General features: G+C 63.0%; 25 protein-coding genes. 6 read left to right on the top strand and 19 right to left on the bottom strand.

The genetic code is table 11. The features are described 5' to 3' along the window. The first annotated feature begins 28 nt into the window (after positions 1 to 28). Positions 29 to 1,750, top strand: a complete 1,722-nt coding sequence (locus AC0L7I_RS05780) for a vWA domain-containing protein (protein ID WP_473398595.1) — start codon at positions 29 to 31, stop codon at positions 1,748 to 1,750. 3 nt (positions 1,751 to 1,753) lie between these two features. Here the strand turns inward: AC0L7I_RS05780 and AC0L7I_RS05775 are convergent, their stop codons facing one another. From AC0L7I_RS05775 to AC0L7I_RS05765, 3 genes are all read right to left on the bottom strand, one after another. Further along, a complete protein-coding gene (locus tag AC0L7I_RS05775) occupies positions 1,754 to 2,089 on the bottom strand; it encodes a hypothetical protein (RefSeq protein ID WP_473398594.1) in 336 nt (111 codons plus the stop codon). Positions 2,090 to 2,193: 104 nt separating this feature from the next. Beyond that, positions 2,194 to 2,529, bottom strand: a complete 336-nt coding sequence (locus tag AC0L7I_RS05770; RefSeq protein ID WP_473398593.1) for a DUF2794 domain-containing protein — start codon at positions 2,527 to 2,529, stop codon at positions 2,194 to 2,196. A gap of 230 nt (positions 2,530 to 2,759) precedes the next feature. Next, positions 2,760 to 3,410, bottom strand: coding sequence for a COQ9 family protein (locus AC0L7I_RS05765; protein WP_473398592.1), 651 nt, complete (start codon positions 3,408 to 3,410; stop codon positions 2,760 to 2,762). Positions 3,411 to 3,538: 128 nt separating this feature from the next. On the opposite strand from AC0L7I_RS05765, the gene rpsU reads away from it, so the two are divergent. Further along, the gene (gene rpsU / locus AC0L7I_RS05760) at positions 3,539 to 3,748 is read left to right on the top strand and encodes a 30S ribosomal protein S21 (protein WP_034739875.1); all 210 of its coding nucleotides are present in this window, start codon (positions 3,539 to 3,541) and stop codon (positions 3,746 to 3,748) included. 111 nt (positions 3,749 to 3,859) lie between these two features. On the opposite strand, the gene AC0L7I_RS05755 is transcribed toward rpsU, so the two are convergent. The 3 genes from AC0L7I_RS05755 to AC0L7I_RS05745 form a co-directional block, all read right to left on the bottom strand. Continuing rightward, positions 3,860 to 4,351: a GNAT family N-acetyltransferase gene (locus AC0L7I_RS05755; protein ID WP_473399116.1), complete on the bottom strand. Its 492-nt coding sequence runs from the start codon at positions 4,349 to 4,351 to the stop codon at positions 3,860 to 3,862. Between the two features lie 96 nt (positions 4,352 to 4,447). After that, positions 4,448 to 5,839: an ABC transporter permease gene (locus AC0L7I_RS05750; protein WP_473398591.1), complete on the bottom strand. Its 1,392-nt coding sequence runs from the start codon at positions 5,837 to 5,839 to the stop codon at positions 4,448 to 4,450. After that, positions 5,839 to 6,801 carry an ABC transporter ATP-binding protein gene (locus AC0L7I_RS05745; RefSeq protein ID WP_473398590.1) on the bottom strand — a complete coding sequence of 321 codons (963 nt, stop codon included), beginning with the start codon at positions 6,799 to 6,801 and terminating at the stop codon, positions 5,839 to 5,841. Before AC0L7I_RS05745 ends, AC0L7I_RS05750 begins: the two co-directional genes overlap by 1 nt. A 113-nt stretch (positions 6,802 to 6,914) precedes the next feature. On the opposite strand from AC0L7I_RS05745, the gene AC0L7I_RS05740 reads away from it, so the two are divergent. After that, on the top strand, positions 6,915 to 7,160 hold the full coding sequence (locus AC0L7I_RS05740) for a TraR/DksA family transcriptional regulator (RefSeq protein WP_473398589.1): 246 nt from the start codon (positions 6,915 to 6,917) through the stop codon (positions 7,158 to 7,160). 13 nt (positions 7,161 to 7,173) lie between these two features. Here AC0L7I_RS05740 and AC0L7I_RS05735 read toward each other — a convergent pair whose 3' ends face one another. The 4 genes from AC0L7I_RS05735 to AC0L7I_RS05720 all read right to left on the bottom strand — a co-directional run bounded on the left by AC0L7I_RS05735 (position 7,174) and on the right by AC0L7I_RS05720 (position 9,078). Beyond that, positions 7,174 to 7,476: an aa3-type cytochrome c oxidase subunit IV gene (locus AC0L7I_RS05735; protein ID WP_473398588.1), complete on the bottom strand. Its 303-nt coding sequence runs from the start codon at positions 7,474 to 7,476 to the stop codon at positions 7,174 to 7,176. 81 nt (positions 7,477 to 7,557) lie between these two features. Then, the gene (locus AC0L7I_RS05730; RefSeq protein ID WP_473398587.1) at positions 7,558 to 8,007 is read right to left on the bottom strand and encodes a DUF1178 family protein; all 450 of its coding nucleotides are present in this window, start codon (positions 8,005 to 8,007) and stop codon (positions 7,558 to 7,560) included. Positions 8,008 to 8,014: 7 nt separating this feature from the next. Further along, positions 8,015 to 8,272 (bottom strand): glutaredoxin 3, encoded by a 258-nt coding sequence (gene grxC, locus AC0L7I_RS05725; RefSeq protein ID WP_473398586.1) that lies wholly within the window; start codon positions 8,270 to 8,272, stop codon positions 8,015 to 8,017. A 35-nt stretch (positions 8,273 to 8,307) separates the two neighbouring features. Beyond that, on the bottom strand, positions 8,308 to 9,078 hold the full coding sequence (locus AC0L7I_RS05720; RefSeq protein ID WP_473398585.1) for a phosphoribosyltransferase family protein: 771 nt from the start codon (positions 9,076 to 9,078) through the stop codon (positions 8,308 to 8,310). Here AC0L7I_RS05720 and AC0L7I_RS05715 point away from each other — a divergent pair. Further along, positions 9,077 to 9,991 (top strand): methyltransferase domain-containing protein, encoded by a 915-nt coding sequence (locus tag AC0L7I_RS05715; protein WP_473398584.1) that lies wholly within the window; start codon positions 9,077 to 9,079, stop codon positions 9,989 to 9,991. The two genes, AC0L7I_RS05720 and AC0L7I_RS05715, sit on opposite strands and share 2 nt — an antisense overlap. 15 nt (positions 9,992 to 10,006) lie before the next feature. Here the strand turns inward: AC0L7I_RS05715 and AC0L7I_RS05710 are convergent, their stop codons facing one another. Genes AC0L7I_RS05710 through AC0L7I_RS05695 form a run of 4 tightly spaced genes read right to left on the bottom strand, consistent with a single transcriptional unit; the run spans position 10,007 to position 12,807 of the window. Further along, positions 10,007 to 10,192, bottom strand: a complete 186-nt coding sequence (locus AC0L7I_RS05710) for a Flp family type IVb pilin (protein ID WP_473398583.1) — start codon at positions 10,190 to 10,192, stop codon at positions 10,007 to 10,009. Between the two features lies 1 nt (position 10,193). Next, entirely contained in the window at positions 10,194 to 10,610 is a 417-nt protein-coding gene (gene mutT / locus AC0L7I_RS05705; protein ID WP_473398582.1) for an 8-oxo-dGTP diphosphatase MutT, read from the bottom strand. After that, complete coding sequence (gene argJ, locus AC0L7I_RS05700; RefSeq protein WP_473398581.1) at positions 10,607 to 11,857, bottom strand: bifunctional glutamate N-acetyltransferase/amino-acid acetyltransferase ArgJ; 1,251 nt, start codon at positions 11,855 to 11,857, stop codon at positions 10,607 to 10,609. Before argJ ends, mutT begins: the two co-directional genes overlap by 4 nt. Beyond that, the gene (locus tag AC0L7I_RS05695; RefSeq protein ID WP_473398580.1) at positions 11,854 to 12,807 is read right to left on the bottom strand and encodes a peptidylprolyl isomerase; all 954 of its coding nucleotides are present in this window, start codon (positions 12,805 to 12,807) and stop codon (positions 11,854 to 11,856) included. The genes argJ and AC0L7I_RS05695 overlap by 4 nt, the downstream gene beginning before the upstream one ends. A 185-nt stretch (positions 12,808 to 12,992) precedes the next feature. Between AC0L7I_RS05695 and secA the strand changes: the two genes are divergently transcribed. Then, positions 12,993 to 15,716: a preprotein translocase subunit SecA gene (secA, locus tag AC0L7I_RS05690; RefSeq protein WP_473398579.1), complete on the top strand. Its 2,724-nt coding sequence runs from the start codon at positions 12,993 to 12,995 to the stop codon at positions 15,714 to 15,716. Positions 15,717 to 15,781: 65 nt separating this feature from the next. Here secA and AC0L7I_RS05685 read toward each other — a convergent pair whose 3' ends face one another. Then, positions 15,782 to 16,165 (bottom strand): VOC family protein, encoded by a 384-nt coding sequence (locus tag AC0L7I_RS05685; protein WP_473398578.1) that lies wholly within the window; start codon positions 16,163 to 16,165, stop codon positions 15,782 to 15,784. A gap of 113 nt (positions 16,166 to 16,278) precedes the next feature. On the opposite strand from AC0L7I_RS05685, the gene soxR reads away from it, so the two are divergent. Then, complete coding sequence (gene soxR, locus AC0L7I_RS05680) at positions 16,279 to 16,749, top strand: redox-sensitive transcriptional activator SoxR (protein WP_473398577.1); 471 nt, start codon at positions 16,279 to 16,281, stop codon at positions 16,747 to 16,749. A gap of 73 nt (positions 16,750 to 16,822) precedes the next feature. Here the strand turns inward: soxR and AC0L7I_RS05675 are convergent, their stop codons facing one another. From AC0L7I_RS05675 to AC0L7I_RS05660, 4 genes are read right to left on the bottom strand one after another with little or no spacing between them, the layout of a single operon-like run. Then, positions 16,823 to 17,071 (bottom strand): HNH endonuclease, encoded by a 249-nt coding sequence (locus AC0L7I_RS05675; RefSeq protein WP_473398576.1) that lies wholly within the window; start codon positions 17,069 to 17,071, stop codon positions 16,823 to 16,825. Next, positions 17,068 to 17,955, bottom strand: a complete 888-nt coding sequence (folD, locus tag AC0L7I_RS05670; protein ID WP_473398575.1) for a bifunctional methylenetetrahydrofolate dehydrogenase/methenyltetrahydrofolate cyclohydrolase FolD — start codon at positions 17,953 to 17,955, stop codon at positions 17,068 to 17,070. Before folD ends, AC0L7I_RS05675 begins: the two co-directional genes overlap by 4 nt. Further along, on the bottom strand, positions 17,952 to 18,233 hold the full coding sequence (locus tag AC0L7I_RS05665) for a DUF167 family protein (protein ID WP_473398574.1): 282 nt from the start codon (positions 18,231 to 18,233) through the stop codon (positions 17,952 to 17,954). Before AC0L7I_RS05665 ends, folD begins: the two co-directional genes overlap by 4 nt. A gap of 3 nt (positions 18,234 to 18,236) precedes the next feature. Further along, on the bottom strand, positions 18,237 to 18,530 hold the full coding sequence (locus tag AC0L7I_RS05660) for a YggT family protein (RefSeq protein WP_473398573.1): 294 nt from the start codon (positions 18,528 to 18,530) through the stop codon (positions 18,237 to 18,239). Positions 18,531 to 18,659 lie beyond the last annotated feature (129 nt).

The raw sequence follows: 18,659 nt of genomic DNA, 5'->3' as shown, positions 1-18,659 counted from the left end.
GGCAAGGACGCTTATCGGAGGGACGACCATGAGACTTCACGGATTGATACTGGCCAGTGTGGCCGCAACGGCGCTGCTGGCAGGATGCACGACGGACAGTGGCACGACGGACGCAACCGTCGCTGACGCCAAGCCGGTAGCGCCGTCGGCACCGCCTCCCCCTCCGCCTCCTCCACCGCCCATGGCCGAATCGGAACGGGCGCTTCAGGACATCGTCGTGACGGGGAGCCGGAAGGATTCCGCCCGGCAGATGGCGGGTGCGGTGCCGGCGCCCGTCATCATGGTGCAACCGGAACCGGAATTCCGCGACCAGTATGAGGATGTCGAGTCCAACCCGGTGAAGCTGACCAGCGAAGAGCCAGTCTCGACCTTCTCGATTGATGTCGACACGGCGTCTTACGCCAATGTGCGCCGGTTCCTGAAGGGCGGCAGCCTTCCGCCCAAGGACGCCGTGCGGATCGAGGAACTGATCAATTATTTCGACTATACCTATCCGCAGCCGAAGGCGGGCAGCGATCCGTTTTCCACGCAGGTGACCATGATGCCGTCGCCCTTCAATGCGGGACGCGACCTGATCCAGGTCGGCATCCAGGGCCGTGACATCGACCGCGACGCCCGACCGCCGATCAACCTGACCCTGCTGGTGGACGTGTCGGGATCGATGCAGTCGGAAGACAAGCTGCCGCTGGCCCGGCAGGCGATGAAGCTGATGCTGGAAGAGATGGACCCGGCCGATACGGTGGCCATCGTGGTCTATGCCGGCGCGGCGGGCGAAGTGCTGGCGCCGACGCCGGTGAGCGACAAGCGCAAGATCGTCGCGGCGCTGGAAGACTTGCGGGCCGGTGGCTCGACAGCCGGCGGCGAAGGCCTGCGACTGGCCTATTCCCTCGCCGAGCAGGGCCTAAAGAAGGATGCCGTCAACCGCGTGATGCTGCTGACCGATGGCGACTTCAATGTCGGCATATCCGACCCCGAACAGATGGAAGACTTTGTCTCGCGCAAGCGGGAGACCGGCATCTATCTCTCCGTGCTCGGCTTCGGGCGCGGCAATTACAATGATGCGATGATGCAGAAAATCGCCCAGAAGGGTAACGGCACGGCGGCCTATATCGATACGCTGAGCGAGGCACGCAAAGTGCTGGCCGACGACCTGTCGGGCAACATTTTCCCGATTGCCGACGATGTGAAGATCCAGGTCGAGTTCAATCCGGCAAGAATCGCTGAATATCGCCTGATCGGCTACGAAACGCGCATGCTGGAACGGGCCGACTTCAACAATGACAAGGTGGATGCCGGGGACATTGGCGCGGGCACGAGCGTGACGGCGATCTATGAAGTGACGCAAACCGGCTCGGACGCAACGCAGATCGACCCGCTTCGCTATGGCGAGGCGGCGGCGGCCGGCAGCACGAAAGGCGAATATGCCTTCGTCAAACTGCGCTACAAGGCGCCGGGCGCGGACACGTCAAAACTGCTAACCTATGCCGTGACCGACGCGAACCGCGTGGCGAGCGTCGACGCCGCGCCGGAATGGGCGCGCTTTGCGACCGCTGTGGCCGGGTTTGGGGAAATGCTGAAGGGTGGAGAGGCCCTTGGCACCGGTTTCGGGTGGGAGGCAATCCGGAAACTGGGGTCTGGCGCCAAGGGCAAGGACGAGTTCGGCTATCGCGCCGAATTTATCGAACTGACCCGGCTGGCCGAGACGGCTGATGCGCAGGCAACGCTCAACCGGCCCAGCCAGGGGGAATAGGCCTCAGGCGGCGATCTTGCGGGAGTGATCGGTGAAACAGACGGTCGAGAAGCCTTCCTCGATGTCGTTTACCATCAGCTTGCGCGCCGCCCCGTCGAATTCATGGGCGAGGAAGACCGCGTTGGCGCCGTAGCGCTCGGCCTCCGCCAAGGCCCAGATGGGCTGGAGGTCGTGCGGGCGGCCCGACAGTTCGACGACCCGGATGAGGCGCCATCCATAGGCGTCCGGCGCCGCGAAGATGACCACGCCCGGGCTGCGCGCCCATGGGCCGTCCGGTGCCACGCGATTGAATTCCCAAGCCTTGCCAGACCGTCCCCGAAAACTAACTGTGATACCCATGTTCCTGCTCCGTTCTCTGTTCCTGTTCCTAATATGTTCCAAAAGAACGCGCAAGAAAATTTTAGTTAACAGCAGGTTAACCATTCGGCTGGAATTGACTGGACCTATTTAACGACGGTGAAACGGCGCGTGTCGAAAACGCGCAGGACCTGTTTGAGTTCGCGGCCCCGGCGCAGGACCTGTCCGGCCGAGCCATAGACGGCATACTGCCCCTGACGGTTGGCCAGCGCCGGTTCCTTCTCGATCCGCCAGGTCGGGTTCTCGGCATGGCGGCGGTAGATCGCAAAAATGGCGACGTCGCGTTCCATGCCAATGGCATAGTCGCGCGCCTCTCCCGCAATGACGAGGCGGCCATAGACATCGAGGATGGGCTGCATCTCAGCTTTCTGGAACGCGACCTTCGGTTCAGGCGCCAGCTTGCGCGAAAACGTATCCGTCATGTCATCCTTCCGGGTTCCCGCATGGGGCGAGCCCGCGAATCCGCAGTCGCCTAACGGCATTGTAATTCAAATGGGGCGAAATCACCGCAATTTGGCCTTGCGTGCGACACCGGTGCTCGCCATCTTCTAACTGTCGGGCGGAGGTGTATACCAAGCACCCCGGACCCATCAGCCCCCCCAGCCCCCTGGGGCGCTTGATCAGCTTTCGCTCGACACCTTCCCCCTCCAAATCAGCGCTCCTGTCCGCGTCCGGATGGATTTGCATCCGGCTTCAGCGCCTTGATGACGTCGAGCACGGGCGCCAGGACCCGCCCGGCATTGCGGCCAAGGCCAGAGGCCTGTTGCAGCCGCCTGGAAATATAGGCGTCGAGGTCTGCCTCACCAGGGGCGTCGAGCCAGTACATGACAATGCCGGGAATCACCGCCGCCAGAAGGCCGCGCTTGGAATAGCGGTTGTAGTCGGTCGCCGTATCGCCCGCTGCGGTCCAGACCATGTCGGCGACCGACCAGGCGCGCTGGACGGCCGGGCCGGCACTCCAGGGCAGGAAGCCGCGGGCGGCGGCGCGGCGCACGGCCTCGCGATTCGGGGCGAGAACGGCCAGCCAGGCGAGGACGCCGCGCTTCACCTTGTCGGGCACGCGCAGGGCCGAGAGGTCCTGAGCAGCCAGAACGGCCGTCGCCTCGGTCTCTGCAGCGGCAAAAAAGGCCTCGATCAGGTCGATCACGCCATGCGGGGCCGCGAGCGCCTGTTCACCTTCGCTTAGCCCGGCCTCGCTGGCGGCAAGGCTGGCAGCGGCATCGGTCCAGCCATCAAAGGCGACATGGGGCAAGAGGGCTTCCAGCCACCTGGAGCGCAAGACATCGGATGGCGTATGTGTCATAATACATCTTTGCATCATTTAAGGGGCTTGGCCAAATCGCTTCTTGCGTGATATAGGCGCCCCTTCATGGCCATACAGGCCGCACAAGTTAAGTCGGGGCGACGCCCCTAACCCAATGGAGAAGACCCATCGTACAGATCGTCGTCCGCGATAACAATGTCGAGCAGGCCCTGCGCGCGTTGAAGAAAAAGATGCAGCGCGAAGGTCTCTTCCGCGAAATGAAGGCCCGTCAGGCTTTCGAAAAGCCATCCGAGAAAAAAGCCCGCCAGCGCGCCGAAGCCGTGCGCCGCGCGCGCAAGCTGGCCCGCAAGCGCGCCCAGCGCGAAGGCATCGTGTAGGCTTTACGGTCTTATCGAACTGAAAAAAGCCCCGTCAGAGCGATCTGGCGGGGCTTTTTCGTTGGGGCCGGCGAGTTTACGACTGAGTAACTGACATTTCCGGAGACATCACTATTCAAGGCCGGGACTGTATCTGAGCACGCCGGATGGTTTGGTGCCATCGAATGCCAGCCATTGGACGATCCGGGCAGGAAGATTGCGGTAGGACAATCGACCGTCACCGACGAAGCCGAACCTGGAATAATAGGCTGGATCGCCGATAAGCACGCAGCCGCTCGCACTCATCTGCTTCAGGCGCACGATACCTTCGTTGATCAGGGCGCTGCCTATCCCAGTGCGCTGCGACTGAGGCCAAACCGAAACAGGTCCCAAACCGTACCAGCCTGCGAAACAGTCGTCGAAGAAGACCGGAGAGAACGCGACATGCCCAACTGGTTCGGCGTCGCTGATTGCAACCAGAGACAGCGTCAGGTCCCCGTCGCTGCGAAGTTTTTCGATGCACTCGGCCTCATTGCCTTCGCTGAACGGCATTGGCGCGAAGGCGGCGCGCGTTATTCGTTCTATTGCCGCACTGTCGCTGGGCTTTTCTGCTCTGATCTCCATCATCCAAGAAGTAGCATTGGCGTCAGGCAAGGAACAGGCGGTCGTCATTCGGCTGGATTTTTTCGACTTCGCCCAGAATGAGCCCCTCCTCCGGGGTCAACCCGCCTTGCCCTTGAACATGCGTTTGAAAACGCCGCCAAGGTCACCGATGCCCGCGCCGTGGACTGCGCCGGCCCGGTAAACCTTGGTAGCGAGCCAGAGGATGGCCAGGGCGGTCAGCGCCATGAGCATCATCTGGGCCACAATTTCCCACACGGGCGGATCGTGCGGCATGCGCAAGATCAAGAGGAAGGGCGTAAACACCGGAATCCATGACGCGATGTCGACAATCGGCGAGCCGGGATCCTGGAAGGCGATGAAAATCGCGAACATGGGCAGCATCAGCAAGATCATCATCGGGCTGAGCAGGGTCTGGGCTTCCTGGATCGTGTCGCAGAGCGAGCCCAGCGCCATGAAGATCATGCCATACATGACATAGCCGAGCAGGAAGCTGATCAGGCCCGGAACGATGATGGACGGGTTGGCGAAGGCTGCGAAGAAGGGCGACAGCAGGCTGGCGCCGCCGGGGATCTGGCTGGTGGCGAACAAGGAGACCCCGAACGCGAACAGGCCCCAGGACAGCATCATCGTGGACGTGACCGCGAACACGGCAAGCAGCTTGCCAGCGAGCAGTTCCGGCAGCTTCACCGAGGTCAGCAGCGTATCGAAAATCTTGTTCGAGCGCTCTTCAATCGTACCCATCAGCAGGTACTGGATGATCGAGAAGATCATCAGCCAGAGGAAATAGGCGAGGCCGCCCGCGACGAAGACCGGCGCGCGGTCGGCCATGGTGACCGCCGAACCGGTCGTGGTCTGGTCGGCCACGGTGCGGATGCGGTGGGCGGGCACCTGCAGGGCATTGGCGTCGATCCTGTCGAGGAAATCAGGACCGAGGCCCGCCTCGGACAGGGCCTGCTGGCGCGCGAGGCGGCGCATGGCATTGGCCGCCGTGGCGCGCAGGGCGCCGACATTGACGTCATCGCTCCAGTATTCGAGATCCTTGCCGTCAGCCGACGGAATGAAGACGGCAAAGAGCGGCTTGTCGCCGAGCGGACCGGAGACGAGGCGCTGGCCCATCAGGTAGGGGCGCAATTCGTCGATGGAGCCTGCCGGGGCCGGCACGCGGATGAACTTGCGCGGCGGCGCGGCATTGCCGGACTGGAGCGCGGCGTGCTGCTCGGGCGACAGGTCGATGCTGGCGGCAAGGTCGCGTGCCTGCTGGCTGGCTTCTTCATCGTCCAGCGCAAACTCGGCCTCAATGGCGTCGGCATACACGGCGGCAGGTTCGACCACGGCGTAATAGCGCACCGGCGAGGACTTGGCCGCGAAGATGGCAAAGGCGCCACCGATGATCATGAACAGCGGCACGGCGGCTAGGCTGAGCCAGAAGCCCCAGGCCCGGACATAGCCGAGATAGTCGCGCCGGAAGATGAGGTAGATATTGCGCATCAGGCCGCCTCCCCCGCTTCGGATTCGCTGAGGGCGGCAGCGTCGGCCTCTCCCACCAGCGACACAAAGACATCCCGCAGGCGCGCCTCTTCCGGCGCGAAGCCGACAATCGGGGCGCCGGCCTCAATGGCAGCGCGCAGGGCATCCTGCGCGTCGGTGCCGCGCGGCAGGGCGATCCGCCAGGCGTCGCCCGGGCCTTTTTCGGGCGCACGGTGGGCTTCGAAACCTTTCGGTTCAAGCGCTGTGGCCAGGTCAAAGCCTTCGGCCACGGAAATGCGGGCGCCCCGGCCGAGCGAGGAAAAGGCCTCGTCCAGCGTGCCGTCGAAAACCTTCCGTCCACGCGCCATCATGACGATGCGGTCGCACAGGCGTTCGGCATGTTCCATGACATGGGTGGAGAAGAGGATCGTCGCGCCGCGCGCGTGTTCGGCGCGGATCAGGTCTTCGAGGACCTGCTGGTTGACCGGGTCGAGGCCGGAGAAGGGCTCGTCAAGGATCAGGAAATCCGGGCGGTGGGCGAGCGTGGAGAGGATCTGCACCTTTTGCGCCATGCCCTTGGACAGTTTGGAGATGCGCGTCGACTTGAAATCGCCGAGCCCGGCCGTGTCGAGCAGTTCATTGGCCCGCGTACGCGCGTCGTGTGCGGAGAGGCCCTTGAGGCGGGTAAAATGCTCGATCGAACTGCGCGGTGTCATCTTCTTGTAGAGGCCGCGCTCTTCGGGGAGGAAGCCGACGCGCTTGAGCGTGGCAATCTCGGGGGGCTTTCCGAACAGGCTGACACTGCCGGAATCGGGCTGCATCACGCCGAGCGCCATGCGCAGGCTGGTCGACTTGCCGGCGCCGTTGGGCCCGAGGAAACCGATAATGCCGCCTTCGGGCACTTCGAGCGACAGGGCGCTCACCGCCGTGAAGGCGCCGAAGCGCTTTGTCGCCTGCGTCATGATCAGGGGCGGCATGCTCATGAAAGCCTCCTCGGCGTCAGGGAGCGCGTCGGTCGTAGCGATTCCCGATAAGAAGACATGTGTTTCGCCCGGAACGCCTTGCCAAGCCCTTAAAGGCGACGCAGCATAATCCAATGAAAACGGATACTGCCCCTTCAGTGCGCGGCTGCCTCCACCTCACCCGGAAGGACATTGTGAGCGAGCGGCGTCATGTCCTGCTCGAGCGCAACCGCCTGCTGGCCCGTATCGAGGCGGCGCTGGCGCGGATGGAGGAAGGCCGTTTCGGCTATTGCACGCAATGCTGTGGGCCGATCCCGATGGACCGCCTCGAAGCCGACCCCGCGATGGCGCGGTGTCCGGAGTGTCGTGAAGCCTGTTAGGCCGGAACGTGCGCTAGAGCACGGCCCCGAAAAGCCAGATGAATCCCTGCACGACAAGTGCGAGGACGATCAGCAGGACCATCGTGGCCATCCAGCGGCCACCGAGATTCAGGAAAATTCCAGCCGCAAACCCGAGAACGGCCATCAGGCCGAGCGAGATCATCCAGTTCATGCCGATGGCAACAGCGAGCACTGCATAGCCAACAGCGAGGATGATCATCAGGCCGCCCCAGGTGCTGCCAACGATGAAACCGTGCCAGGTGTCTTCCTGTGCCTTGATGTCCATTTCGCCGTGATGGTATTCGCTCGTCGCCATGAGGCTTCTCCGTGACTCGTATCTGCACGCCGTATTAGCGAAGGCGCGACAAGGGTCAAGCGCGGCAAAGCGCGCGCCCGTTCAGTTCAGGTCGCGCTTGGGCTTGGCCTGTTTGGGTCGTTTGGGCGTAAATGCGCGCGGCAATGGCGCGGCCGGCACGCCTTCTTCCGCGAGTGCGGCCGATTCTTCGGCTGTCGTCGCGCCCCAGATCGGGCGATCTTCGGTCTCGCCATAATACATGGCGCGCGCCTCGTCGGCGAAATCATTGCCGACATAGTCGAAGTTCTTGTCGACATGCTCGCGGGCCTTTTCGGCAAATTCCTCGACCAACCGCTCGGCATCGGACCGGGCAGCCGCCTTTTTCGGCGACTTTACCGAAGGGGCCATGATCTGCTTGGCAACGCTTGCGCCGCCGCAGTCCGGGCAAGTCACCAACCGCTTACCTGACTGGGTGTCGAACGCTGCAGACGAGGCAAACCAGGCCTCAAAATCGTGTTCGCAATCACCGCAGATGAGCGCGTACCGGATCATCCGCGCCTCAGGCCGCCAGCAGCGCGTCGAGCTTGCCTGCGCGCTCAAGCGCCATCATGTCGTCGCACCCGCCGACATGGGTGTCGCCGATGAAAATCTGGGGGAATGTGCGTCCGCCGCCCGAACGCTCGATCATTTCGGCTTTCTTGGTGGCATCCATTCCGGCATCGATTTCGGTCAGGTCGACCTTCTTGCCCTTCAGGAGGGCAAGGGCGCGGCTGCAATACGGGCAGAACGCACGAGTGTAGATGGTGACCTTGGGCATAGAGGCAGGCTCCTTAAAGCAATGAGTTCATTTGCTTATATGGTAATATCTGTTTCCCGGACAACGCGCGCCAACACAAGCACGTCCACATTGGCTGCACCTGCCTGTTTCAGCGCACGCGTGCAGGCCGACAGTGTCGCACCAGTCGTTAACACATCGTCGACAAGCAGGACCCGGCAGCCCGAAATCCGTGTCGTTGCGGGCTTCGATACGGTAAACGCGCCAGCCACATTGCGGCGCCGGGCACGGGCAGAGAGGCCGGCCTGGCTAGGTGTACGCCGCGTACGCTTTATCGCATCCACCAGCATGGGTGTGCCGGACTGGTCCGAAATCGCCCCGGCCAGCCAGGCGGACTGGTTGAATCCCCTGCGAACGAGCCGGGCATAGTGAAGTGGAACGGGCACGATGAGGTCAGCCTCGTCGACGAGCGCGCGCCCCGCTTGCAGCATCCAGCCCGCCAGGGTTTCGAGCCCGTCACGGCGCCCCGACCGCTTGAGGTCGAGCACCGGGCGCCGGGAAGCGGCATCATAGACCATGGCCGCACGGGCGCGGGCCCAGCGCGGCGGCCGGGCGATGCAGGGCGCACAAGTCGCGCCCGGGCCGAGATCGAAGCCGAGCGGTCTGCCGCAGGTGTCGCAGACCGGGCCCGTGAGGAAGTGGATCTGGCCGAATTCCTCCGGCGCAAGCGGGCCTTTACCGACACCGCGCTGGCCGGAAACCAGTGATCGCGGCGGCCAGAGAAAGTCTGCAATCGCCCGCAGAAAGCCCTTTGCGCGGGCCGGACGCCGGTCCATATCGCCTTGCATGAGCCCTCCTGCCCCTCCCAAAGCCCCGCCGCGCCTGTTCGACCGCGAGCTGTTGGTGCGCCGCCGTGACACTGCGGCGCCGCGCTTTGAGGAATATTCCTTCCTGAAGGGGCGCGTGTCGAGAGACCTGGTCGACCGGCTGGACGACACATCGCATGCGTTCAGGTCGGGGCTGGAGCTTGGCGGGCATGATGGCGGGGTAACCGGCCTGCTGCAGGGGAGCGACAAGGTGGCGGCGATGCGGGCGACAGACCCGTCGCCGGGCATGGTCGCGCAGGCTCGCGCGCGCGGCCTGCAAGCCGAGGTCGCCGACGAGGAAGCCCTGCCTTATGAGCCGGCCAGTTTCGACCTCGTTGTTTCGGCGCTGTCGCTGCACTGGGTCAACGACCTGCCGGGGGCACTGGTACAGGTGCGCCGGGTGCTGGAACCGGACGGCCTGTTCCTGGGCGCGTTGCTGGGCGCCGGAACGCTGGCAGAGCTGCGAACCTGCCTGACCGAAGCCGAGAGCGAGCTTTCGGGCGGGCTGGCACCGCGCCTGTCTCCGCTGCCAGCCTTGTCGGACATGGCGGCCCTGATGCAGCGGGCCGGCTTTGCCTTGCCCGTGGTCGACCGGGAAAGTGTGACGGTGCGCTATGACAGCGTGTTCGGCCTGCTGGCAGACCTCAAGGGCATGGGTGAGCGGGCCTCGTTCACGCGGGGCATAGGGCAACCCCTGCCCCGGCGCGTATTGATGCGGATGGCCGAGCTCTATGCCGAACGGTTCAGCGATCCGGACGGGCGCGTTCGGGCGACATTCGAGATCGTGTATCTGTCAGGCTGGTCGCCCGCGCCGAGCCAGCCGAAACCGCTGAAGCCGGGCAGCGCCAAGGTCAGCCTTGCGGATGCTGTCCGAAGGCAGGGTGGGGAAAGCTGAACGGTAAAGTCCGGATCAGGAGCCCTTGGCGGTTTCCAGAGCGGCAGACGTATCATCGAATGAACCCGACGTGGCTGCACCGACAGCACCGATGCCGCCAATGATGGCCAAGGCCATAACACCGAGAATCAGGCCATATTCCAGCGCTGTGGCCCCGCGCTGATCAGCAGCGAAACGTACAAGCAGAGTCTTCAGTGTCATCTCAGACCCTCCAAGGTCCCATTCTTAAGAGCACATCGAACAGAGGAATATCTGCCGCTGGCGCCGGATAGTCGTGCAGGGCAGATGGTGCGACCCAATTGAAGGACTGGCCTTCTCTGGGATTCACATCGCCTGTCCAAACCCGACAGCGAAACAATGGCATGAGTAGGTGAAAATTCGGATAATGGTGACTGGCAAATGTGAGCGGTTCGAGATGGGACTCCTCAACCATGATCGACAATTCCTCGTGCAGCTCACGAACGAGCGCATGTTCCGGCGTTTCACCCGTCTCGACCTTGCCGCCGGGAAATTCCCAGAGGCCCGCCATGGACTTGCCTTCCGGGCGCTGGGCCAGCAGGATTTCGCCCCTGTCATTGTAGAGCGCCGCCGCAACGACCAGCACGAGCGGATGCGTCATGTCCGGTAGGCGCCGTTAATATCGACATAGCCGTGGGTCAGGTCGCAGGTCCACACGGTTGCCGCATGCGCGTCGACGCCAAGATCGACCCGGATGGTGAATTCCGGTCTGGCGAACACGGCACTGGCGGCAGCCTCGTCATAGTCAGGCGCACGGGCGCCGCCTTTTGCGACCTGCACATCGTCAAACCAGATTGCGAGTTCTTCCAGCACGACGGGTTCCAGCGACTTGCCGACGGCCATGACGACGCGCCCCCAATTGGCATCGCCTGCCGCCATCGCAGTCTTGATCAGAGGGGAATTGGCAATCTCGCAGGCCACAACCTTCGCGGAGAGTTGCGAAGCGGCCCCTTCAACACGGACCGTGACGAACTTGCTGGCCCCTTCCCCGTCCTTGACGACCTGCAGGGCGAGGTCGAGGCAAGTGGCGTGGAGGGCCGCAGCGAAGGCCGGGAAGCGTTCATCGTCACGCGTTTCGATGACGGGTTCGCCCGTGGCACCTGTGGCAAAGACCATCAGCGTGTCGGAGGTCGATGTATCGCCGTCCACCGTGATGGAATTGAAGGTTTCGTCCGTGATGTCTTCAAGCAGGTCCTGCAGCAGGTCTGCATCGACCGCGGCATCGGTGAAAACATAGGATAGCATCGTCGCCATGTTGGGGGCGATCATGCCCGAGCCCTTGGCGATGCCGGCAAAGGCCGTTGGCACGCCCGCGAGGTCCACGGTGCGGCCGGACGCCTTGGGATAGGTGTCCGTCGTCATGAACGCGCGGGCACAGGCCTGCCAGTCCGGCGCGCCGAGACGGCCCACGAGTTCCGGCACGATGGACCCGACAAAATTCGGGTCTGCCAGCGGCTCGCCGATCACCCCCGTCGCGGCGAGGAAACAGGCGTTGCGGTCGACACCGAGCGTCTCGGTGAGCGCTTTCAGGGTGGCATTGTTCTTTTCGACCCCCTTGGGGCCGGTAAAGGCATTGGAATTGCCGGAATGTGCGATCAGTGCTCGCGCCTTGCCGGCCCCTTCACCCAGGGCTTCGCGGCACCAGAGCACATCAGCCGACGCTGTGCGTGATACCGTGTAGACTCCGGCGCAGGTCGTGCCTTCGTCAAAGACGAACAGGAACACGTCATCGCGCGTAATACCGCGACGGGCATAGAAGCCGCGCGAGCCTGTCGCGGCGCGTACGCCCCTGACGACCGGCAGTGTGGGAAAGCTGGCGGGTGCAAACGGGGACGGCTTGAGGTTCACAATTCATTTCCTTCGGGGGCATCGGCGGCAATATCGTCCGGTGGGACGGCGTCCTCATCCAGCGAGAGCGGTGTGGCGGGCGGACTGGCTGCGCCGGGGCCGCCTTGCTGAATGACCGCCTGGGTGCGCAATTCGCGCAGGATCTTGCTGATCTGGTTCAATGTCAGGAAGGTGACAATTTCAGGCCGCATCTCCTCGCGCGTCTTGGGCGCGCGGGTGCGGCGGTTCTTTACCTTGAGAATGTGCCAGCCATCGGCGCTGAGGAAGGGTTTTGAAACCTCGCCTTCTGGCGTGTCGGCAATCATGACCGGGAACGGTTCCATCTGGTCGTTCGGCGAGACATAGCCGAGGTTGCCGTTTTCCATGCGCGTGGCTGAATCCCTGGAATGCGTCCGCGCCATGCTTTCGAAGCTCGCGCCGTCCTGAATCTCGTCATAGACCGCCCGGGCTTCTTCTTCCGACCCGAACAGGATGTGCGCGATCGACACCTCGTCATTCGACTGCTGCAGGCTGACCTGTTCGGCATACATCTTGTCGATCCGGGCGTCGGTGACCTCACGGGCGACCAGGTCTTCGACGAGGAGATTGCCAAGGATGCGCTCGCGCGCCATGTGGAGGCGGCGTTTCGCCGCTGAGTCCTGGTCGATTCCGCGCCGGATCGCCTCCTGCGCCATCAGTTTCTGGTCAATCAGCTGGTCGAGCACGGTCTTATAGTCCTGGCTCTTGTGGTCGAGCGCCTGGCCTGCAGGGATCAGGCCCCGCGCCACGGCCTCCAGTTCGACGTCGCTGACATAGATTTTCTCACCATTGACGGACGCCGCTGCGGCTCCGTCAACCTGGACCGGAACCTCGGCTTCGTCGACATTGCCGCAGGCACACAGCGCAAGCAGCGCCGCGCCGCAGGCCAGCCGCGTCAGGGCAGCCGTATTTGCCTTGAAAAACAGCACCATTATCTCCCGTGATCGCTGAAGGCGTCGCATTGACACCCCATGGCCGCGTTCTTAAGTCTGACCCTCACTCTGGTCGAGACCTCCCGACCAGTGTAAGCGCTGCGGAAGACCCCGCAAATGTCCTGCCATACGTCGCTGACAGGATTAAGTGTTTTGTTTGCCCAGATCGATTGGTGCCTCCTGATATGCTTTCCGTAGCCCGCAAGATTTTTGGTTCCGCCAACGACCGCAAGCTGAAACCCCTCCGCGCCCGCGTCAACCGGATCAACGCCCTTGAGCCGATGATGGAAGCCCTGTCCGATCAGGCGCTGAAAGCCAAGACCGTGGAGTTCCGCAAGCGGCTCGCCGATGGCGCCACCCTGGACAGCCTGCTGGAAGAAGCCTTTGCGGTCGTGCGCGAAGCGTCGCGCCGGGCCTTGGGCATGCGCCATTTCGACGTCCAGATGATGGGCGGCATGATCCTGCATTCCGGTGCAATCGCGGAAATGCGCACCGGTGAAGGCAAGACGCTGGTAGCCACGCTGGCGGTTTACCTGAACGCGCTTGAAGGCAAGGGCGTGCACGTCATCACGGTGAACGACTACCTGGCCCGCCGTGACGCCGAATGGATGAGCGGTATTTACGGCTTCCTCGGCATGACCACCGGCATCATCGTGCACGGCGTGACCGACGAGGAACGCAAGGCCGCCTATGCAGCCGACATCACCTACGGCACGAACAACGAGTTCGGGTTCGACTACCTGCGCGACAACATGAAATATTCGCTCGAGCAGATGGCCCAGCGCAGCCATCATTTTGCGATCGTCGATGAAGTCGACTCGATCCTGATCGATGAAGCCCGTACGCCGCTGATCATTTCCGGCCCGACAGACGACCGCTCGGAACTTTATATTGCGCTCGACAATCTGATGCCGCGCCTTGAAGCGGACGATTTCGAACTCGACGAGAAACAGCGCTCGGTCACCTATACCGAATTCGGGACCGAAAAGATCGAGAACTGGCTGACCGAGCTCGGCCTGCTGGAAGGCTCGATGTGGGAGCCGTCGAACATCTCGTTCGTGCACCACGCCAATCAGGCACTGCGCGCCCATAAACTGTACCAGCGCGACAAGGATTATATCGTCAAGGACGACCAGGTGATGCTCATTGACGAGTTCACCGGCCGCATGATGGAAGGCCGCCGCCTGTCGGAAGGCCTGCACCAGGCCATCGAGGCCAAGGAACGCGTCGACATCAAGCCCGAGAACCAGACGCTCGCCTCGATCACGTTCCAGAACTATTTCCGCCTCTACAAGAAGCTGGCCGGCATGACCGGCACGGCGCTGACCGAGGCGTCGGAATTCCACGACATCTACAAGCTGGAAGTCGTCGACCTGCCGACCAACAAGGAAATCAAGCGGATCGACGAGGATGACGTCGTCTACCGGACGGCCGCAGCGAAATACAAGGAGATCGTCAAGGAGGTGAAGGAGTGCCAGGCCAAGGGCCAGCCGATCCTGCTGGGCACCGCCTCGATCGAGAAATCCGAGATTCTCTCCAGCCTGCTGACCGCCGCCAAGATTCCGCACAAGGTGCTGAACGCGCGGCATCACGAACAGGAAGCCTTCATCGTCGCCAATGCCGGTGTGCCCGGCGCGATCACGGTTGCCACCAACATGGCTGGCCGGGGTACCGACATCCAGCTTGGCGGCAATTTCGAGATGCGTGTCGAGCAGGAAAAAGAGGCCAAGGAGAAGGAACTCGGCCGCGAACTGACCGAGAGCGAGCTGTCGATGCTGACCTCGCAGATCAAGGCCGACATCGAGGTCAAGAAGAAGCGCGCACTCGATGCGGGCGGTCTCTACGTGCTCGGCACCGAGCGCCATGAAAGCCGCCGCATCGACAACCAGCTGCGCGGCCGGACGGGGCGCCAGGGCGACCCGGGCAAGTCCAAGTTCTACATTTCGATCGAAGACGACCTGATGCGCATCTTTGCCGCCGAACGCATGGACGCCGTTATGCGCCGCCTCGGCATCAAGGAAGACGAAGGCATCACCCATCCCTGGATGAACAAGGCGATGGAAACTTCGCAGCGCAAGATCGAGGAACGCAATTTCGAGATCCGCAAGAACGTCCTGAAGTATGACGACGTCATCAACGACCAGCGCAAGGCGATGTTCGAGCAGCGCATGGAATTCATGCGCGCCGATGACGTCTCCGAGACTATTGCAGAAATGCGCGATCATGTGATCGAAGCGCTGGTTCTGCGCACGATGCCGGAAAAGGCCTATGCGGAACAATGGGACATTGCCGGGCTCAAGGAGGCCCTGCAGTCCGATCTCGCGCTCGACCTGCCGATTGCCGAATGGGCCGCCGAGGAAGGCGTTGCCAACCAGGAAATCGCCGGTCGTATCCGCGACCATGTCGCCAAGGCCTATGAAAACCTGTCGACCCAGGTGGGCGAAGAGCAGATGCACCGGATCGAGAAACAGGTCCTTCTGCAGGTCCTCGACCTGCGCTGGCGCGAACACCTGCAGCAGATCGACCAGCTGCGTTCGGTGATCCACCTGCGCTCATACGGCCAGCGCGACCCGCTGAACGAATTCAAGGAAGAGGCGTTCAACCTTTTCTACAGCCTGCTGAACGAGCTGCGTGCAACCGTGACCCGGTCGCTGATGCATATCCGCGTGCAGGCCCCTGAACCGCGCCGTCCTGCCCCACCGCAGCAAGTGCGCGAAATGCACCTCGATCCGGATACGGGCGTCAACGAAATGGCGCCGGACGAACCGGCAGGCAATACCGGCCCCGGCCCGGCCCTGTTCCAGGCCGAGGACGACTGGTCGAACACGCCGCGCAATTCGGCCTGCCCGTGTGGCTCAGGCAAGAAGTACAAGCATTGCCACGGCGCCCTGACACCCCAGCGGGCCTAGGGAGGCAGCTCAACTACCCGAACACGTGAGGCCCGGCTTCCAGAGTGGAGGCCGGGCCTCTCGATTCAGGCGTAGGAGAGGACTTCGTATTCGACATTGTCATAGTCGTGGAAATAGAAGCGGCTGCCGGGATCATAGGTCTGGTGGGAATGGGTGACGAAACCGGCATCGAGGACGCGGCGTTCGGCAGCGGCAAGGTCATCGACGATCACGCCGACATGGTTGAGGCCGCCCTGGACATTGTAGGAAATCTGGTCCGGCTCATCCGTTTCGCCGGGTGAGTAGAGGGCGATATAGGCATTGTCCGTACCGACATGAGCCGTCTGGCCATTGTTGATCGACGGGCCTTTCCAGCGCACGTGCCAGCCGAAGATGCGCTCCAGCATGCGGGCTGTGCGGTCGACATCGCTGACGGTGATATTGACGTGTTCGAGTGTGCCTGTGGTCATGGCTGTAGTCCTTTTTCGAGGGACGGAAATGGCCCGTCCTGTTGCTGATGGACCCTTTCGTAATTCCTCAACCTTACTTGAGGTCAAGGAGTTTTTTTGCTATTTGCCAATTCATGAAAACAACCGACCTCATACCCATCGGACAGCTGGCATCGCGCACGGGCGTGTCGGTGTCGGCAATCCGCTTCTACGAGGACAAGGGCCTGATCCGGGCGATGCGCAATGCTGGCGGCCAGCGCCGCTTCCTGCGCTCCGACGTGCGGCGCCTGTCCTTCGTGATGATTGCGCAACAGCTCGGCTTTTCGATAACGGAGATTGGCGAGCTGCTGTCCGGCCTGCCGCAGGAGCGCACGCCGACCAAGGGCGACTGGTCGAAGATCAGCGCCCTGTTCCGCGAACGGCTGGACAAACAGATCGAGACGCTGGAGCTGATGCGCGACCGGCTCGACGTGTGCATCGGCTGCGGCTGCCTGTCGCTGTCGAACTGCGCTTTGTACAATCCCGAGGACCGGGCGGCGCAGCTGGGCCCCGGCCCGCGCTTCCTGATGGAACGCGACGGCGCGGCAAAGGCGGCCGAAGCCTAAAGCATTCTGCTCCGGATTCTTGCGGGTTGCGGCGTGTTCCCGAAAACCGGTGTCCACTTTCCGGCACGCCGCTTCAGCCGCGTCCCTTGCGCTTGTTGCAGACGGCATGCGCCAGCTGGAGGTTTGCTTCCTTGTCCGGCCCGCCGCGCGCGAGGGCGTGGATATGGTCAAACGTCGGGCGCTGCTTCTTCCACACCGTGGCATGGCCGACCGTGAACCGGGTCGACGGCATCGGTTTGCCGCACAGGGCGCAGTTGCCGCCCTGTGCCTGCCAGAGGCGCTGGAACAGTTTCGTGGCAGGCGGTGCGAACTCCTGGCTCACAGGCCTTCGGGCACCTTCCACCCGCGCCGCGCGCAGGCGGCGAGCACCGTGTTGCGCAACAGGCAGGCAATCGTCATCGGGCCGACGCCGCCCGGCACGGGCGTGATATGGGCGGCGACGGGCTCGCAATCGGCAAAGTCGGCATCGCCGACAAGGCGCGTCTTGCCTTCACCCTTTTCCGGGGCCGGAACACGGTTGATGCCGACATCAATGATCGTCGCGCCGGGCTTCAGCCAGTCGCCCTTGACCATGTTCGGACGCCCCACGGCTGGCACGAGAATATCGGCCGTTCGGCAGACAGCCGGCAAGTCGGCCGTGCGGCTGTGCGCGATGGTGACCGTACAGTTCTCGGCGAGGAACAGGAGCGCGGCCGGTTTGCCGACGAGAATAGACCGACCGATCACGACGACATGCTTGCCGGACAGATCCTCGCCGAGCGCGCTTTTCGCGAGAATGACACAGCCAACCGGTGTACAGGAGCGCAGGCCCGGCTTGCCCAGCACGAGGCGCCCGGCTGACACTTCCGTCAGGCCGTCGACGTCCTTGTCCGGGTCGATGCATTCGATGGCGCGATGCTCGTCGAGGCCCTTGGGCAAGGGCAGCTGAAGCAGGATCCCGTCAATGCTGTCATCGGCATTGAGGCGGGCAATCAGGTCTTCGATCTCGGCCTGCGTGGCAGTGGCGGGCAGCTGGTGATGGACCGAGACCATGCCGGCCTCTTCGGTGAGGCGTACCTTGGAGCGGACATAGACCTGGCTGGCAGGATCGTCGCCGACCAGGACGACCGCGAGGGCTGGCTGCCCCGGAAGCGCTGACACGGCCCTGGCGACTTTCGCCCGCACGTCCGCAGCCACACCGGTTCCGTCGATCCGTTTTGCACTCATTCCCGCATCATCCCTGCCAGCACGTCCGCCATGCTCGGCGGCCCGTCGATTTCAACGCCTTTTAAACGGTTCTTGCCGCCCGTCACCACCCTGACGGCAGACTTCGGAACGCCAAGATGTTTTGCGATGAGTTTTTCGACAGCCGCGTTGGCCTTGCCGTCTTCAGGAACGGCGCGCACACGCACCTTGAGATAGGTGCGCCCGGCGGCATCGGTTTCGGGGCCTTCGATCCGGTCGGCCGAGGCGTTCGGCTGCACGCGGACCGTGAGCCGATGCATGCGCTAGAACGGCGCGATCGTGTAGCCGTAGCGAACAACCAGCCGCTGGAGGAAGAAGATGATCAGGAGCACCGCCATTGGCGTCAGGTCGAGGCCGCCGAGCGGCGGGATGATCCGGCGGATCGGCGCATAGACCGGCTCGGTGATCCGTTCGAGCCCGCCCCAGATGTTGCGGACGGTGGGATTGTGAATGGACAATACCTTGAATGCCACCAGCCAGGACATCACGGCCTGGACGATAATGATCCATGTCGCAATGTTCAGGAGAAACAAAAGGACATCCAGTATCGCGCGCATTGATAAGTCTCCGGAAACAGCGTGGCTTCAAACTGTCACTTAGGGTGTGTTGGCAAGGGGATGCAAGGTCGTCACTGTCGCTTTACCCTGCGACATGGTTTGCATCGGGCCGGGGCCGGACTAGCTCTG

It is taken from the genome of Hyphomonas sp. J20-32 (genome assembly GCF_055808555.1).
This window is presented reverse-complemented; position numbering and strand designations above follow the sequence as displayed.

What these genes read in the sequence shown, in the direction of transcription:
- mutT (WP_473398582.1), bottom strand. Translation starts at nt 10,610, where the DNA reads ATGACGCATCCGCTCGTGCTGGTCGTTGCGGCGGCGCTCTACAATGAC.
- AC0L7I_RS05780 (WP_473398595.1), top strand. Translation starts at nt 29, where the DNA reads ATGAGACTTCACGGATTGATACTGGCCAGTGTGGCCGCAACGGCGCTG.
- AC0L7I_RS05735 (WP_473398588.1), bottom strand. Translation starts at nt 7,476, where the DNA reads ATGGCGACGAGCGAATACCATCACGGCGAAATGGACATCAAGGCACAG.
- AC0L7I_RS05695 (WP_473398580.1), bottom strand. Translation starts at nt 12,807, where the DNA reads ATGGTGCTGTTTTTCAAGGCAAATACGGCTGCCCTGACGCGGCTGGCC.
- AC0L7I_RS05755 (WP_473399116.1), bottom strand. Translation starts at nt 4,351, where the DNA reads ATGGAGATCAGAGCAGAAAAGCCCAGCGACAGTGCGGCAATAGAACGA.
- grxC (WP_473398586.1), bottom strand. Translation starts at nt 8,272, where the DNA reads ATGCCCAAGGTCACCATCTACACTCGTGCGTTCTGCCCGTATTGCAGC.
- AC0L7I_RS05740 (WP_473398589.1), top strand. Translation starts at nt 6,915, where the DNA reads ATGAAAACGGATACTGCCCCTTCAGTGCGCGGCTGCCTCCACCTCACC.
- AC0L7I_RS05685 (WP_473398578.1), bottom strand. Translation starts at nt 16,165, where the DNA reads ATGACCACAGGCACACTCGAACACGTCAATATCACCGTCAGCGATGTC.
- AC0L7I_RS05665 (WP_473398574.1), bottom strand. Translation starts at nt 18,233, where the DNA reads ATGCATCGGCTCACGGTCCGCGTGCAGCCGAACGCCTCGGCCGACCGG.
- AC0L7I_RS05770 (WP_473398593.1), bottom strand. Translation starts at nt 2,529, where the DNA reads ATGACGGATACGTTTTCGCGCAAGCTGGCGCCTGAACCGAAGGTCGCG.
- folD (WP_473398575.1), bottom strand. Translation starts at nt 17,955, where the DNA reads ATGAGTGCAAAACGGATCGACGGAACCGGTGTGGCTGCGGACGTGCGG.
- AC0L7I_RS05715 (WP_473398584.1), top strand. Translation starts at nt 9,077, where the DNA reads ATGAGCCCTCCTGCCCCTCCCAAAGCCCCGCCGCGCCTGTTCGACCGC.
- AC0L7I_RS05750 (WP_473398591.1), bottom strand. Translation starts at nt 5,839, where the DNA reads ATGCGCAATATCTACCTCATCTTCCGGCGCGACTATCTCGGCTATGTC.
- AC0L7I_RS05710 (WP_473398583.1), bottom strand. Translation starts at nt 10,192, where the DNA reads ATGACACTGAAGACTCTGCTTGTACGTTTCGCTGCTGATCAGCGCGGG.
- AC0L7I_RS05730 (WP_473398587.1), bottom strand. Translation starts at nt 8,007, where the DNA reads ATGATCCGGTACGCGCTCATCTGCGGTGATTGCGAACACGATTTTGAG.
- AC0L7I_RS05765 (WP_473398592.1), bottom strand. Translation starts at nt 3,410, where the DNA reads ATGACACATACGCCATCCGATGTCTTGCGCTCCAGGTGGCTGGAAGCC.
- AC0L7I_RS05660 (WP_473398573.1), bottom strand. Translation starts at nt 18,530, where the DNA reads ATGCGCGCGATACTGGATGTCCTTTTGTTTCTCCTGAACATTGCGACA.
- AC0L7I_RS05775 (WP_473398594.1), bottom strand. Translation starts at nt 2,089, where the DNA reads ATGGGTATCACAGTTAGTTTTCGGGGACGGTCTGGCAAGGCTTGGGAA.
- AC0L7I_RS05745 (WP_473398590.1), bottom strand. Translation starts at nt 6,801, where the DNA reads ATGAGCATGCCGCCCCTGATCATGACGCAGGCGACAAAGCGCTTCGGC.
- soxR (WP_473398577.1), top strand. Translation starts at nt 16,279, where the DNA reads ATGAAAACAACCGACCTCATACCCATCGGACAGCTGGCATCGCGCACG.
- AC0L7I_RS05720 (WP_473398585.1), bottom strand. Translation starts at nt 9,078, where the DNA reads ATGCAAGGCGATATGGACCGGCGTCCGGCCCGCGCAAAGGGCTTTCTG.
- secA (WP_473398579.1), top strand. Translation starts at nt 12,993, where the DNA reads ATGCTTTCCGTAGCCCGCAAGATTTTTGGTTCCGCCAACGACCGCAAG.